This window comes from Streptomyces sp. BRA346, assembly GCF_052851135.1.
In genome coordinates this window covers 13,861-26,262 of record NZ_JAIWIH010000040.1, presented here as the reverse complement: position 1 = coordinate 26,262, position 12,402 = coordinate 13,861, and the positions used below count along the sequence as shown (strand labels likewise).

Sequence of the window (12,402 nt, the reverse complement as noted above, 5' to 3'; positions counted from 1 at the left end):
CCGGAACATCACTATTCAAAATACTCGCGTCCGAGACCTGGCGAGGAGGCCCTTGTCAACGGCCCCCGGCGACCAGCAGCGGCGCGCCGCCCGGGGCCGGGCGGCCGTTCCCGGGCGCGTCCGCCAGCAGGCCGCGACCTGCCAGCTCCGGCGTCACGCCCTCGCCGAACCAGTACGCCTCCTCCAGGTGCGGATAGCCCGACAGCACGAAGTGCTCGATGCCCAGCGCGTGGTACTCCTCGATCCGGTCGGCGATCTCCGCGTGGCTGCCGACCAGCGCCGTCCCGGCCCCGCCGCGCACCAGACCGACCCCCGCCCACAGGTTGGGCGAGATCTCCAGCTGGTCGCGCGAGCCGCCGTGCAGCGCCAGCATCCGATGCTGCCCCACGGACTCGCTGCGCCCCAGCGCCTGTTGGGCCCCGGCGATCGCCTCCGGGTCGAGGTCGTCCAGCAGCCGGTCGGCGACCGCCCATGCCTCGCGCGAGGAGTCGCGGGCGATGGTGTGCAGCCGGATGCCGAAACGGACCTCCCGGCCCTCCCGCTCCGCCAGACCCCGGATCCAGTCGATCTTCTCCTTGACCTGGGCGGGCGGTTCGCCCCAGGTCAGATAGACGTCCGTGTGCCGGGCGGCGACCGGCCCGGCGGCCGCGGAGGAGCCGCCGAAGAAGATCTGCGGCAGCGGGTCGGGCGGCACCGCGGTCAGCCCGCCCGCGACCTGGTAGTGCTCGCCGTCGAAGTCGTAGGGCTTGCCGCCCCACACACCCCGTACGACCTCCAGGAACTCCGCCGTGCGGGCGTACCGCTGGTCGTGGTCGAGATGGTCGCCGAAGCGCCGCTGCTCGGTGGAGTCACCGCCGGTGACGATGTTGAGCAGCAGCCGCCCGCGGGTGACCCGCTGGTACGTCGCGGCCATCTGCGCGGCCAGCACCGGTGAGATCAGCCCCGGCCGGAAGGCCACCAGGAACTTCAGCCGTTCGGTGTGCTGGGCGAGCGCCGCCGTCGTCAGCCACGCGTCCTCGCACCATGTGCCGGCCGGGGTCAGCACCGCCTCGAACCCCAGGTGCTCGGCGGCCTTGGCGATCTGCGCGAGGTAGTCGATGTCGGGCGTCCGGACGCCGCTGACCGGGGTGACGCCCGAGCGGTCACCGCCGCTGTAGGCGTGCCGGTCGACCAGGGTGCGCCCGTCGCCGCCCGTCGGCAGGAACCAGTGCAGGCGGACGGACATCAGGAGCCCTTCCCGAAGGTGCGGGGCGCGGTGCTGGACGGCGGCAGCCCGCCGTTGAAGCGGGTGTCCACGTAGTCGGAGAAGGTGAAGCGGCGCGGGGTGAGCTTCAGCTCGGCGAAGGTGTCCGCGATCTCCTGCTCGGAGGCGATGGCGGGCTTGTCGACGGCGGTGTACACCCGGGTGCCGTTGGTGCGCTTCACGGATTCCAACGCCACGTCGTACGGGAGCCCGGTCTCCTTGCCCCAGACCTTGGCCCACGCCTCGGGGTGCTTGTAGACCCAGTTCTGGGCCCGGCGCAGCCGCTCCAGGTAGTCCTTGATGACCTTCGTCTTCTTCTTGTCGTCGAGCGAGGACGGGTTGGCGACCTGGAAGTTGAGGCCGTTGGTCACCCCCTTGCCCGTGGTGAGGATCCGCGCGTCCGCCTGGTGCTCGGCCTGTGCGGTGTACGGGTCCCAGATGGCCCAGGCGTCCACCTTGCCGCCCTTGAAGGCCGCCAGCGCGTCGGCGGGCTGGAGGAAGCTGACCTTGACGTCCTTGATCGAGAGCCCGGCCTTCCGGAGCGAGGCGACGAGCTGGAAGTGGGCCGAGCTGCCCTGAGCGACCGCGACCCTCTTGCCCTTGAGGTCGGCGGTCTTCTTGAGCGGCGAGCCCTTCTTCACCACGATCGCCTCGCCGTCGGCCGTACCGTGCTTGGCGCCCACGACCTTGATCTTGGACTTGGCTGCCGCGGCGACGACGGGCGGGGTGTTGCCGACGCCGCCGATGTCCACGGCCTTGGCGCTCACGGCCTCCAGGATCGGGGGGCCGGAGGTGAACGTCGACCACTTGATCTTGTAGGGAAGGTTCTTCAGCTCACCGGCGGCACGCAGCACCGCCTCGTCGTTGCCCTTCTGGTCGCCGACGTTCAGGGTCACATCGCCCTTGCCGTCGACGTTGCCGGCAGAGCCGGACGAGGCGTTGTTCGCGTTCGAGCTGACGCATGCGGACAGCGGCAAAGCGAAAGAGATGAGCAGGGCAGGGGCGAGTCGCCGTCTCATGGCAGCGGGATTCCGTTCGTGAGGGTCGTACAAGAGGGGGCGGGGGCGAGATGTGGCTACGCGACCTTCTCGACCTCGGCGGCTTCGGGTGCCTCCACACCCAGCCGGTCCAGCAGTTGGGCGCGCAGATCCGCGATGGAGGGGTCGGCGATGTCGCGAGGGCGATCACGGTCCACCCGGACCTCATGCGCGATGACACCGCCGTACATCACCAGCACGCGGTCGGCGAGCAGCAGCGCCTCCTCGACGTCGTGCGTCACCAGCAGCACCGCGCAGCCGCGCCGCTGCCACAACTCGGCGACCAGCCGCTGCGCGGTGATCCGGGTGAGCGCGTCCAGCGCGCCGAACGGCTCGTCGAGCAGCAGCAGATCGGGTTCGCGCACCAGCGCCCGGGCGAGCGAGGCGCGCTGTGCCTCGCCACCGGACAGCGTCTTGGGCCAGGCGTCGGTGCGGTGGCCGAGCCCGACCTCCTCCAGCGCCTTCTCGGCGACCTCCCGCCCGGGGCGGCCGGGAAGGCCGAGCAGCACATTGCGCCACACCTTCTTCCACGGCATCAGCCGCGGCGCCTGGAAGGCGACGGCCTTGCGCCGCGGGACCAGCACCTCGCCGGTGATGTCCCGGTCGAGCCCGGCCAGTACGCGCAGCAGCGTCGACTTGCCGCAGCCGCTGCGGCCGAGCAGTGCCACGAACTCGCCTCGGGGAACGGTCAGTTCGAGATTGTCGATGACGGCGCGGCCGTCGAAGGACCGAGTGAGCGAGTCGACCCGTACCGCCGCGTCGTCCCTCGTTTCCTTCCTGGTGTCCTTCGCGAGGAGGTTCACTTGCCGGTGAAGGTCGGTCGCCATTGCAGCAGCAGCCTCTCCAGAGTGCGGACGATGAAATCGGCGAGCAGGCCGAGGGCGGCGTAGACGATCAGGCAGACCACGATCACATCGGTCTGGAAGAACTCACGCGCACGGTTGAGCAGGAAGCCGATCCCGTCGTCCGCGTTGATCGTCTCGCCGAAGACCAGCGCCAGCCAGGCGGTGGCCAGCGAATACCGCAGGCCGGTCATGGCCCCGGGCAGCGCGCCCGGCAGCACCACATGGCGGATCAGTGCCCAGCGCCCGAGCCCGAGCGAGTTCCCGGCCTCGATGAGCTGTGCGTCCACACCGCGGATGCCCGCGTACACGTTCAGATAGAGATGGAAGGTGACACCGAGCGCGATCAGCGCGATCTTGGGGGCCTCGCCGATGCCCATCCAGATGATGAACAGCGGGATCATCCCGACCCACGGGATGGTGCGGAACATCTGCACGCTCGCGTCGACCAGGTCCTCGCCGAGCCGCGACAGCCCGGAGATCAGCGCCAGGGCAACCCCGACGATCCCGCCGATCACCAGCCCGTTCAGCACCCGCTGCACCGACACCAGCATGGCGTGCGGCAGTGTGCCGTCCTGGACCATGCCGGAGGCGGTACCGGCGATGGTGCCGGGCGAGGCGAGCATGTCGGAGGGCAGCACGCCCGTCGCACTGCACACCTGCCAGAGCAGCAGCAGAAAGAGGGGACCGGTCGTGCGGCGCAGCCAGCGGGGTACGGAGCGACGGCGCGCGGACAGGGGCACGACCGGTTCGAGAAGAACCGGGGACACGGGGACTCCAGAAAAGGGGTACGCCTCGGCGCCCGCACGGCACGACGGTCAGCAGGGGACGGTCAGCGCGGTACGACGAAAACGGGAAGGAGGGGAGGGGAGAGAAAGGTCAGCAGGCGCCGGGACACACGGCGGACGCCACCCGCAGCAGGTCGATGTGACCGCGCGTGGTGAGCAGGGCTGACGTAGACATGCCCCGAAGCTAGCCAGCGCGTCCGACCGGGGTCAACGCCGTCTTGCCCCTCGGACCTTTGTTGCGGGAGTTTTAACGGAGCACGTACGAGGATGGAGTCATGGCTACTTTCCGCACCCACACGCTCGACATCACCACCGGCACCACCGAGACCGTCGCCGACCTCACCGCCGACTGCGAGGCGTATCTGCGCGAGGTGGCGCAGGGCGCCGACGGCCTGCTCAATGTGTTCGTCCCGCACGCGACCGCCGGTATCGCGATTCTGGAGACGGGCGCGGGCAGCGACACCGACCTCCTCGCCGCCCTCCGCGACCTCCTCCCCGCCGACGACCGCTGGCGCCACCGCCACGGCTCCCCGGGCCACGGCCGCGACCACGTCCTCCCGGCCATCGTCCCGCCCCACGCCACCCTCCCGGTCGTCGGCGGCAGTCTGGCGCTCGGCACGTGGCAGTCGGTGTGCCTGGTCGACACCAACCGGGACAATCCGCGCCGCAAGGTCCGGCTGAGCTTCCTGGGCTGAAACCGGGTCGGCCGTCCTCAGATGTAGGTGTACGACTGGGGAGAGGTGGCGGTGGCGCCGGTGGAGGTGGTCACGACGACGGCCACGGGGCCGGGTGCGTGCGGCGGCGTGATGGATTGGACCTTGATGGGGGACATGACCTTGAACGAGAGGGCCGGGACGCCCCCGAAGGTCACGCTGTTGACCTGGGACAACGAGGTGCCGTTGATGTTGACGATACGGCTCCCGGCCGCCGGTCCCGAGACCGGGCTGATGCTGGTGATCGCGGCGGTGCTGACGTAGGTGTAGGAGAGGCTGTTGGAGACGCCTCCCTTGCTGGTGACGTAGACGGGGACGCTGCGGGCGAGGGCCGATGGCGGGACGGTGACGGTGAGCCGGGTGTCCGACAGGACGGTGGCCGGGGCCATGAGGGTGCCGAACCGCACGTACGTGACGCCGGTGAGCCGCCTGCCGGTGAGAGTGAGGACGTTCCCGCCGGTCATCGGTCCGGAAGACAACGAGATTTCATCGATGATGGGGAGCAGCTGGTAGTAGTAGTGGCCGATGATCGCCGTTCCGCCACTGGCGGTCACGGTGACCGGTGCGGCCTTGGCGCCGGTGCGGCTGAGGGAAGGTGTGACGGCGGTCAGCACGGTGTCGCTCACCACGGTGAAACTCTTGGCCGGCCGCTGACCGAAGAGGACGCTGGTCGTACCGAGAAAGCCCCGGCCGGTGATGGTCACCATCGTGCCGCCGCTCGGCGGGCCCTGGTCGGGCGTGATGGCGGCCGGCCTTCTCAGGACGCCCACCGTGTCATCGCCGTAGTTGGCGGCGTAGAGGTAGCCGCCGTCCGGGGTGGTCGTCACCTCGTGGGGCGTGGCGAACCCCGAGAGCGTGTGGGTGACCGTGTTGCTGCTCGCGTTGATCACCGTCAGTGAGCCCGAGTCGGTGTTGGTGGCGTAGAGGAGGGTCCCGTCCGGGGAGACGGCCAGATAGGCAGGGCTGGACGCGACGGTGATGGTGCCGATGACGGAGTTGTCGGTCGTGCTGACGATGCTCACCGTATTGCCACCGGAGTTGGCGACGTACAGTCGGGCCCCGTCGGGGGCGACAGCCACGCCCAGAGGCACGTGGAACCCCGTCACGGTGGCCGTGACGGTGTTGTTGAGCGTGTTGATCACGCTTACGGTACCGGCGGCGGGATGGGAGACGTACGCGCGCAGGCCGTCCGGACGGATCGCGATGGTCTCCGGGCTGTTCCCCACGGTGACCGTGCCGGTGATGGCTCTGGTGGCCGTACTGATGACGCTCACCGTGTTGGCACCGGAGTTGGCGACGTACAGGCGGGTCCCGTCGGGCGTGACGGCCAGCCCTCGCGGCACGGTCAGGCCACTGATGGTGCCGATGAGCGCGTGGGTGGCGGTACTGACGAAGCCGACCGTTCCCGAGCCCGGCTCGGTGACGCAGACGAACTGGCCGTCGGGGGTGACCGTCACGGCCCACGGACCGGTACCCACGCCGACGGTGGCGGTGACGACGCTGGCGGTCGTGTCGATCACGCTTAACGTGCCGGTACCGGAGTTGCTCACATAGGCGCGCGACCCGTCGGGCCGTATGGCGAGGGAGTGGGGTGCCGAACCCACGGGAATGGTGTCCGGGGCGGACGCGGTGGCCATGCGGGCTCCTCTCGACCGAACTCCCGAATTCGACGAGTCAGAGCGATGGTGCCAGGCCCCTGGGATTCGTCACCGGGCGCCCCAGGTTCAGGAGTCGATTCACTGTTCTCCATGGAGCATCCCATCGGCCGGGATCCGGCGAAACAGCACAAGAGGTCAACCGGGGGCACTCCGGCGCGCATTCGGAATGGGAACGCCAATTCACATCATCGCATAAACGGTGAGTGCCTCATGTGCGCCCTCCCTCTTTCGTGGAGCGCCTGATCCAATTTTTGTGCAAGGGAATGCCCTGTCAGGAAATCAGTCACGCGCGTCGTGCCGATGCCCATAGGCCCAACCGCACTCCTGCATGCGGGGGGCGCCCCTTCCCGGAGAAGAAATCACTCAAGGCGAGGAGAAGGCATCGTGCCCACTCTCAATCCGAACCAGGGACCCACCTCCGGCGGGAACCAGGTCGTCATCACCGGAACCGGCTTCACGGGCGCCACCAGCGTGAAGTTCGGCATCAAATCGGCCAGTTTCGTGGTCGACAGCCCCACCCAGATCACCGCTGTCGCACCCTCGAACAGCTCCGCCGTCCAGGTCGTCGTGACCACGCCGGGCGGTTCATCGGCTCCGGTCTGGTACTACTACATCCCGGCCCCGCACAAGTTCAGTCTCAGTAACACCATGGGGCCGCTCAGCGGCGGCACCACGACCCTCACCGGTGCGAACCTGTACACCGCCACGTCGATGGCCTTCGGCTCCAACACCGCGGTCCCCACGGTCGTGAACGACACCACGCTGAACGTCACGGTGCCGACCGTGACCACTCCCCAGACCGTCGGGGTCAGTGTCACCACCGTGGGCGGCACCACCAACGGGTTCACCTACACCTACGTCGGCGATCCCACGGTGACCAGCATGGACCCGACGACCGGACCGGACTACGGGGGTACGGCCTCCACCATCATCGGCACCAACCTCAGTGACGTCACGGACATCTCGTACGGGCCCGACTCGACGTCCTTCAACATCATCGACGACAGCACCATCATCGCCTACTCCCCGGGCGGCACGGGCACCGTCACCGTCACCCTCACCAGCGCGGGCGGCAGCGACTCGTCCCAGTCCTTCACCTACACCGTCAGCCCCGGCTGAACCCGCCCTCTGCCCCCGGCCGGCTCGCCGAGCCGGCCGGGACCGCGGTCAGCAGGCGGAGTTGGTCTGGGTGAGGAGGCCGAGGCGCCACGGCAGGGTGTTGTAGTCGCCGCCGGCGTTCGGGTTCATGCCCTGGTAGAGGTACTGGAGCTGGCACGGGTTGATGGTGAGGGTCTGGTCGTTTCCGGCGCGGATCAGTTCGCCGTGGCTGATGTCCTTGGTCCAGGCGCCCGCGGGGAAGGCGGTGTTGTTGGCCCGGGCGAAGGGGTTGGCCTCGGAGGCGGCCAGCGGTGTCCAGGAGCCCGCGATGCTGCCGGAGGTCCAGGACCGGAAGTAGCGTTTCCCGTCCGTTCCGATCGCCTCGACGATCAGCAGATACTGGTTGCTGCCCTGCACCTTGTAGATGTTGCTCGCTTCGAACAGGGCGTATTTGTTGGAGTCCTGAGCCGCGATGACGGTGTTGGTGAATCCGTTCGGGAACTGGGCCAGGGTCGTCTGCGAGCGGTACAGGTGTCCGTTGTCGTCGGAGGAGAACAGGTAGCAGTTGGCGCTGTCACAGATCACCCACATGTCCACCCAGTAGCCGTTGCCGATGTTCTGCTTGATGATGTCCGGCATGGCGGAGTAGAAGTTTTTCGGTGCGCTCCAGCCGTTCGGATTGCTGATGTCGCTGTTGGTCGAGTACGAGGCGTTCCCGGTCTGGTACACCAGGTACCACTTCTTCTGCGGCGCGAAGTAGAACACCTGCGGCGCGGCCCGGTAGCCGGTGCCGATGGCGGTTCGGTCCAGGTAGTGATGGGTGGCCGAGGCCGCCTGGGACCAGTCGGTGAAGCTCAGGTACACCAGGTTGTAGCCGGAGGCGCTGGCGACGCTGGCGAAGACGTGCCACTTGCCGTTGTGGTAGACCACCGTCGGGTCCTTGAGCCCGGCGATGTTGTGGGTGGCGTCCGGCTTCGGGGACATCAGGATTCCGCTGGAGTTCCACTTGAAGCTGGAGGGCAGGGAGGCGGTCGGTGACGTTGCGGCCTTGGTAGCCGCGGGCGTGCCGCCCAGGGCGGTCAGCGTGGCGTTGTAGGCCGCTTTCTTGTTGCCGTTGTTGTCGAAGAGCAGCGGCTTCTCCCCGGCGCGCCAGGAGTCGCTGTCCCGGATGCCCCAGACGGTGATGCCGGTACAGCGGGGGACGTTCATGCAGGCCCTGACGGTGTTCGTGTACGCGGCCGTCGGCGCCTGCGCGATGTCCAGCTCGGTGATCTGCACGTCCACGCCGAGGGCGGCGAAGCTGGACAGCGTGGTCTGGAAGCTGGCGGGCGGGCCGCCGGTGCCGAAGTGGGCCTGGAGGCCGACGCAGTCGATGGGCACCCCGCGCGCCTTGAAGTCGCGCACCATGCGGTAGACGCCCTGGGTCTTCGCGGCGCTCCAGTCCTCGATGTTGTAGTCGTTGTAGCAGAGCTTGGCCGCCGGATCGGCCGACCGGGCGGCGCGGAAGGCCTCCTCGATGAAGCCGTCGCCCAGCAGGTTCTGGAACACCGAGGGACGGTGCTGGCCGCCGCCACCGTCGGCGAACGCCTCGTTCACCACGTCCCAGGCGTAGATCTTGCCCTTGTAGTGGGCCATCGTGGTGGTGATGTGGTTCTTCATCACGCTGCGCAGGGTGGTGGCGTCGCCGATGGAGCTGACCCAGCTGGGGAGTTGCGAGTGCCAGACCAGGGTGTGTCCGCGTAAGCGCTGTCCGCGTGAGGTGGCGTGGTTCGCGATCTGGTCGGCCGGGGCGAAGTTGAACGAGCCGCGGGACCGCTCGATGGTGTCCCACTTCATCTCGTTCTCCGGGGTGACCATGTTGAACTCACGGTTCAGGATGCCCGCGTACGTGGTGTCCCCGAGCTTGCCCGCGGCCACCGCGGCCCCGAAGTACCGCCCGGACTGGGCCGCTTGAGCACCCAGGGTGGAGGCCTTGGCGGAGCCGGTCGCCGTCTGGGCCTGAGCGGGGCTTGTCGCGGCACCCGCGGTTCCGGCCAGTCCGGCCGTCGTCATGACGGTGGCGGCCAGTAACCCGAGCAGCGAGGCTCGGGTTCGGCCGCGTCGTGGTGTGAGAGCCATGTCTCTCCTTGGGGATGCGGGAGCGCTATGGGAGCGCTCCCATGAATGCTGGCATGAACACGACCAAGAGGGAAGCGCTCTCACATATTGGCGGGAGGAGTTGCCCGGCACCGGCCCGTGACGGCCCCGACGCGGTGGCCCCGCCCGCCCTGTCGCGGGACCACGACGAGCCGCACCGCGTGGCCCGCCCGTTCGACCGGGCCACGGGCGGCCGCGTGCCGGGCCTGCCGCACCACGTGTAAGCCGCGCCGATCCCGGGCACCCGCGCCCGGCAAGCATGACGCCTACCAGAACAGCGGGCCCGGCCCGGCTCGTACGTGCTCGGCCGGAATCGCGGAACGGAAGGCTATGAACAGCGGTTTCATGGGTCCGGGAGGCTTCGGGCCGGACCCGCTCGAGGAATACCTGGCGCGATTCCTCGGCGGCGGGCCGCGCGGTCCCCGGCAGATCGACATCGGACGTCTGATGAGCGACCCCGCCCGGCAACTGGTCGCCGACGCCGTCTCCTACGCCGCCGAGCACGGCAGCACCGACCTGGACACCAAGCACCTGCTGCGCGCGGCGCTCACCGCCGAGCCGACCCGGGGGCTGCTGGCGGGGGCGGGGGCCGACACCGACGCGCTGGCCGCCCAGATCGACCGTACGAGCGGCGACGGACCGCCCCAGAACCGGCTGACCGTCACCCCCGCGGTCAAGCGCGCCCTGCTGGACGCCCACGACCTGGCCCGGGCCACCGGCGCCTCCTACATCGGGCCCGAGCACGTCCTCGGGGCGCTCGCCGCCAACCCCGACTCCGCCGCCGGCCGCATCCTCAACACCCTCCACTTCGATCCCGCGGCGGCCCAGCAGGGGCCGCAGACCGCACCGGGGCAGCCGACGGTCACCGCGAACGGGCAGCAGCCCGGGGGCCGGGCGCAGGACACGCCCACCCTGGACAAGTTCAGCCGCGACCTGACCGAACTCGCCCGCGAGGGCCGCATCGATCCGGTCATCGGCCGCGGAGAGGAGATCGAACAGACCGTCGAGGTGCTGTCCCGCCGCGGCAAGAACAACCCCGTGCTGATCGGCGATGCCGGTGTCGGGAAGACGGCCATCGTCGAGGGGCTCGCCCAGCGCGTCACCGAAGGCGATGTCCCCGACATCCTGCTCGGCCGCCGCGTGGTCGCCCTGGACCTCTCCGCCGTCGTCGCGGGCACCCGCTACCGGGGTGACTTCGAGGAGCGGCTGAGCGGCATCATCGAGGAGATCCGCAACCACTCCGAGCAGCTGATCGTCTTCATCGACGAGCTGCACACCGTCGTCGGCGCGGGCACGGGCGGCGGCGAGGGCGGCTCCATGGACGCGAGCAACATGCTCAAGCCCGCGCTGGCCCGTGGCGAACTCCATGTCATCGGTGCCACCACGCTGGAGGAGTACCGCCGCCACATCGAGAAGGACGCGGCACTGGCCCGCCGTTTCCAGCCCGTCCTGGTGCCCGAGCCCACCGCCGCCGACGCCGTGGAAATCCTGCGGGGCCTGTGCGACCGCTACGAGGCCCATCACCAGGTCCGTTTCACCGACGAGGCGCTGTGCGCCGCCGTGGAGCTGTCCGACCGCTACCTCACCGACCGGTTCCTGCCCGACAAGGCCATCGACCTGATGGACCAGGCCGGTGCCCGCGTGCGCTTGCGCGCACGCACCAAGGGCACCGATGTGCGGGCAGTGGAGCGGGAGGTCGAGCAGCTGACCCGGGACAAGGACCAGGCGGTGGCCGCGGAGGACTACGAGCGGGCCACCGAACTGCGCGACCGCATCGTCGAGCTGAACGGCCGGATCGAGGCGGGCGACGACACGGAGCCGGACGACGGGCAGAGCCTGGAGGTCGTCGCCGAGGACATCGCCGAAGTGGTGTCCCGGCAGACCGGCATCCCGGTCAGCAGCCTCACCCAGGAGGAGAAGGACCGGCTGCTCGGCCTGGAGGAACACCTGCGCAAGCGCGTCATCGGGCAGGACGAGGCCGTCGGCGCCGTCGCCGAGGCGGTGCTGCGCTCCCGTACCGGCCTGGCCGACCCCGGCCGCCCGACCGGAAGCTTCCTCTTCCTCGGATCCACCGGTGTCGGCAAGACAGAACTCGCGCGGGCCCTGGCCGAGGCGCTGTTCGGCAGCGAAGAGCTGATGGTGCGGCTCGACATGAGCGAGTACCAGGAGCGGCACACCGTCAGCCGCCTGGTCGGCGCCCCGCCCGGGTACGTCGGCCACGAGGAGGCCGGACAGCTCACCGAGGCCGTGCGCCGGCGCCCGTACTCACTGCTGCTGCTGGACGAGGTCGAGAAGGCCCATCCCGATGTCTTCAACATCCTGCTCCAGGTGCTCGACGACGGCCGCCTCACCGACGCCCAGGGCCGCACGGTCGACTTCCGCAACACCGTCATCGTGATGACGAGCAACCTCGGCTCCGAGGCCATCGGCGGCGCCGCGCTCGGCTTCGGCACCACGGATGCCGAGACCGGCGAGCAGGCCCGGCGCGAGCGCGTCCTGCGCCCGCTGCGCGAGCACTTCCGCCCCGAATTCCTCAACCGCATCGACGAGATCGTCGTCTTCCGGCAGCTTGACGACGAGCAGCTGCGCCGGATCACCGACGTGATGCTGGAGGAGACCCGCCGTCGGCTGCACGCCCAGGGCATCACCGTCGCGTTCGCCCCGGAGGCCATCGACTGGCTCGCGCGCCACGGCCACCAGCCCGAATACGGAGCCCGGCCGCTGCGCCGCACCATCCAGCGGGAGGTCGACAACCGGCTGTCCCGGATGCTCCTCGACGGCGGCCTCGCCTCCGGCGAGCGGGTCCGGGTGGAGGTCACGGACGGACACCTGGACTTCCACACCGACGCGCCCTCGGACGCGCAGCAGCCCTGAGCCGCTCATGGCT

11 protein-coding genes are annotated in these 12,402 nt (G+C 69.4%); 4 read left to right on the top strand and 7 right to left on the bottom strand.

The genetic code is table 11. The features are described 5' to 3' along the window. Nucleotides 1-55: 55 nt before the first annotated feature. From LCH29_RS36115 to LCH29_RS36095, 5 genes are all read right to left on the bottom strand, one after another. Complete coding sequence (locus LCH29_RS36115) at nt 56-1,225, bottom strand: LLM class flavin-dependent oxidoreductase (RefSeq protein WP_446465904.1); 1,170 nt, start codon at nt 1,223-1,225, stop codon at nt 56-58. Next, nucleotides 1,225-2,262: an ABC transporter substrate-binding protein gene (locus LCH29_RS36110; protein ID WP_446465903.1), complete on the bottom strand. Its 1,038-nt coding sequence runs from the start codon at nt 2,260-2,262 to the stop codon at nt 1,225-1,227. The genes LCH29_RS36115 and LCH29_RS36110 overlap by 1 nt, the downstream gene beginning before the upstream one ends. 56 nt (nt 2,263-2,318) lie before the next feature. Then, nucleotides 2,319-3,107, bottom strand: coding sequence for an ABC transporter ATP-binding protein (locus LCH29_RS36105; protein ID WP_446465902.1), 789 nt, complete (start codon nt 3,105-3,107; stop codon nt 2,319-2,321). Then, a complete protein-coding gene (locus LCH29_RS36100) occupies nt 3,080-3,892 on the bottom strand; it encodes an ABC transporter permease (RefSeq protein WP_123099588.1) in 813 nt (270 codons plus the stop codon). The genes LCH29_RS36105 and LCH29_RS36100 overlap by 28 nt, the downstream gene beginning before the upstream one ends. 109 nt (nt 3,893-4,001) lie before the next feature. Further along, entirely contained in the window at nt 4,002-4,085 is an 84-nt protein-coding gene (locus LCH29_RS36095) for a putative leader peptide (RefSeq protein WP_446465928.1), read from the bottom strand. 100 nt (nt 4,086-4,185) lie between these two features. On the opposite strand from LCH29_RS36095, the gene LCH29_RS36090 reads away from it, so the two are divergent. Beyond that, nucleotides 4,186-4,605: a YjbQ family protein gene (locus LCH29_RS36090; protein ID WP_446465901.1), complete on the top strand. Its 420-nt coding sequence runs from the start codon at nt 4,186-4,188 to the stop codon at nt 4,603-4,605. Nucleotides 4,606-4,622: 17 nt separating this feature from the next. Here the strand turns inward: LCH29_RS36090 and LCH29_RS36085 are convergent, their stop codons facing one another. Beyond that, nucleotides 4,623-6,260, bottom strand: a complete 1,638-nt coding sequence (locus LCH29_RS36085; RefSeq protein ID WP_446465900.1) for an IPT/TIG domain-containing protein — start codon at nt 6,258-6,260, stop codon at nt 4,623-4,625. Nucleotides 6,261-6,665: 405 nt separating this feature from the next. On the opposite strand from LCH29_RS36085, the gene LCH29_RS36080 reads away from it, so the two are divergent. Next, entirely contained in the window at nt 6,666-7,400 is a 735-nt protein-coding gene (locus tag LCH29_RS36080) for an IPT/TIG domain-containing protein (RefSeq protein ID WP_446465899.1), read from the top strand. A 48-nt stretch (nt 7,401-7,448) separates the two neighbouring features. Here LCH29_RS36080 and LCH29_RS36075 read toward each other — a convergent pair whose 3' ends face one another. Beyond that, on the bottom strand, nt 7,449-9,497 hold the full coding sequence (locus tag LCH29_RS36075; RefSeq protein WP_446465898.1) for a non-reducing end alpha-L-arabinofuranosidase family hydrolase: 2,049 nt from the start codon (nt 9,495-9,497) through the stop codon (nt 7,449-7,451). Nucleotides 9,498-9,550: 53 nt separating this feature from the next. On the opposite strand from LCH29_RS36075, the gene LCH29_RS36070 reads away from it, so the two are divergent. Then, nucleotides 9,551-9,739, top strand: coding sequence for a hypothetical protein (locus LCH29_RS36070; RefSeq protein WP_446465897.1), 189 nt, complete (start codon nt 9,551-9,553; stop codon nt 9,737-9,739). Nucleotides 9,740-9,845: 106 nt separating this feature from the next. Then, on the top strand, nt 9,846-12,389 hold the full coding sequence (locus LCH29_RS36065; RefSeq protein ID WP_446465896.1) for an ATP-dependent Clp protease ATP-binding subunit: 2,544 nt from the start codon (nt 9,846-9,848) through the stop codon (nt 12,387-12,389). The last annotated feature ends 13 nt before the right edge of the window (nt 12,390-12,402 follow it).

Coding starts and splice junctions, on each gene's coding strand:
- LCH29_RS36110 (WP_446465903.1), bottom strand. CDS start 2,262: ATGAGACGGCGACTCGCCCCTGCCCTGCTCATCTCTTTCGCTTTGCCG.
- LCH29_RS36065 (WP_446465896.1), top strand. CDS start 9,846: ATGAACAGCGGTTTCATGGGTCCGGGAGGCTTCGGGCCGGACCCGCTC.
- LCH29_RS36105 (WP_446465902.1), bottom strand. CDS start 3,107: ATGGCGACCGACCTTCACCGGCAAGTGAACCTCCTCGCGAAGGACACC.
- LCH29_RS36085 (WP_446465900.1), bottom strand. CDS start 6,260: ATGGCCACCGCGTCCGCCCCGGACACCATTCCCGTGGGTTCGGCACCC.
- LCH29_RS36070 (WP_446465897.1), top strand. CDS start 9,551: ATGAACACGACCAAGAGGGAAGCGCTCTCACATATTGGCGGGAGGAGT.
- LCH29_RS36095 (WP_446465928.1), bottom strand. CDS start 4,085: ATGTCTACGTCAGCCCTGCTCACCACGCGCGGTCACATCGACCTGCTG.
- LCH29_RS36090 (WP_446465901.1), top strand. CDS start 4,186: ATGGCTACTTTCCGCACCCACACGCTCGACATCACCACCGGCACCACC.
- LCH29_RS36075 (WP_446465898.1), bottom strand. CDS start 9,497: ATGGCTCTCACACCACGACGCGGCCGAACCCGAGCCTCGCTGCTCGGG.
- LCH29_RS36115 (WP_446465904.1), bottom strand. CDS start 1,225: ATGTCCGTCCGCCTGCACTGGTTCCTGCCGACGGGCGGCGACGGGCGC.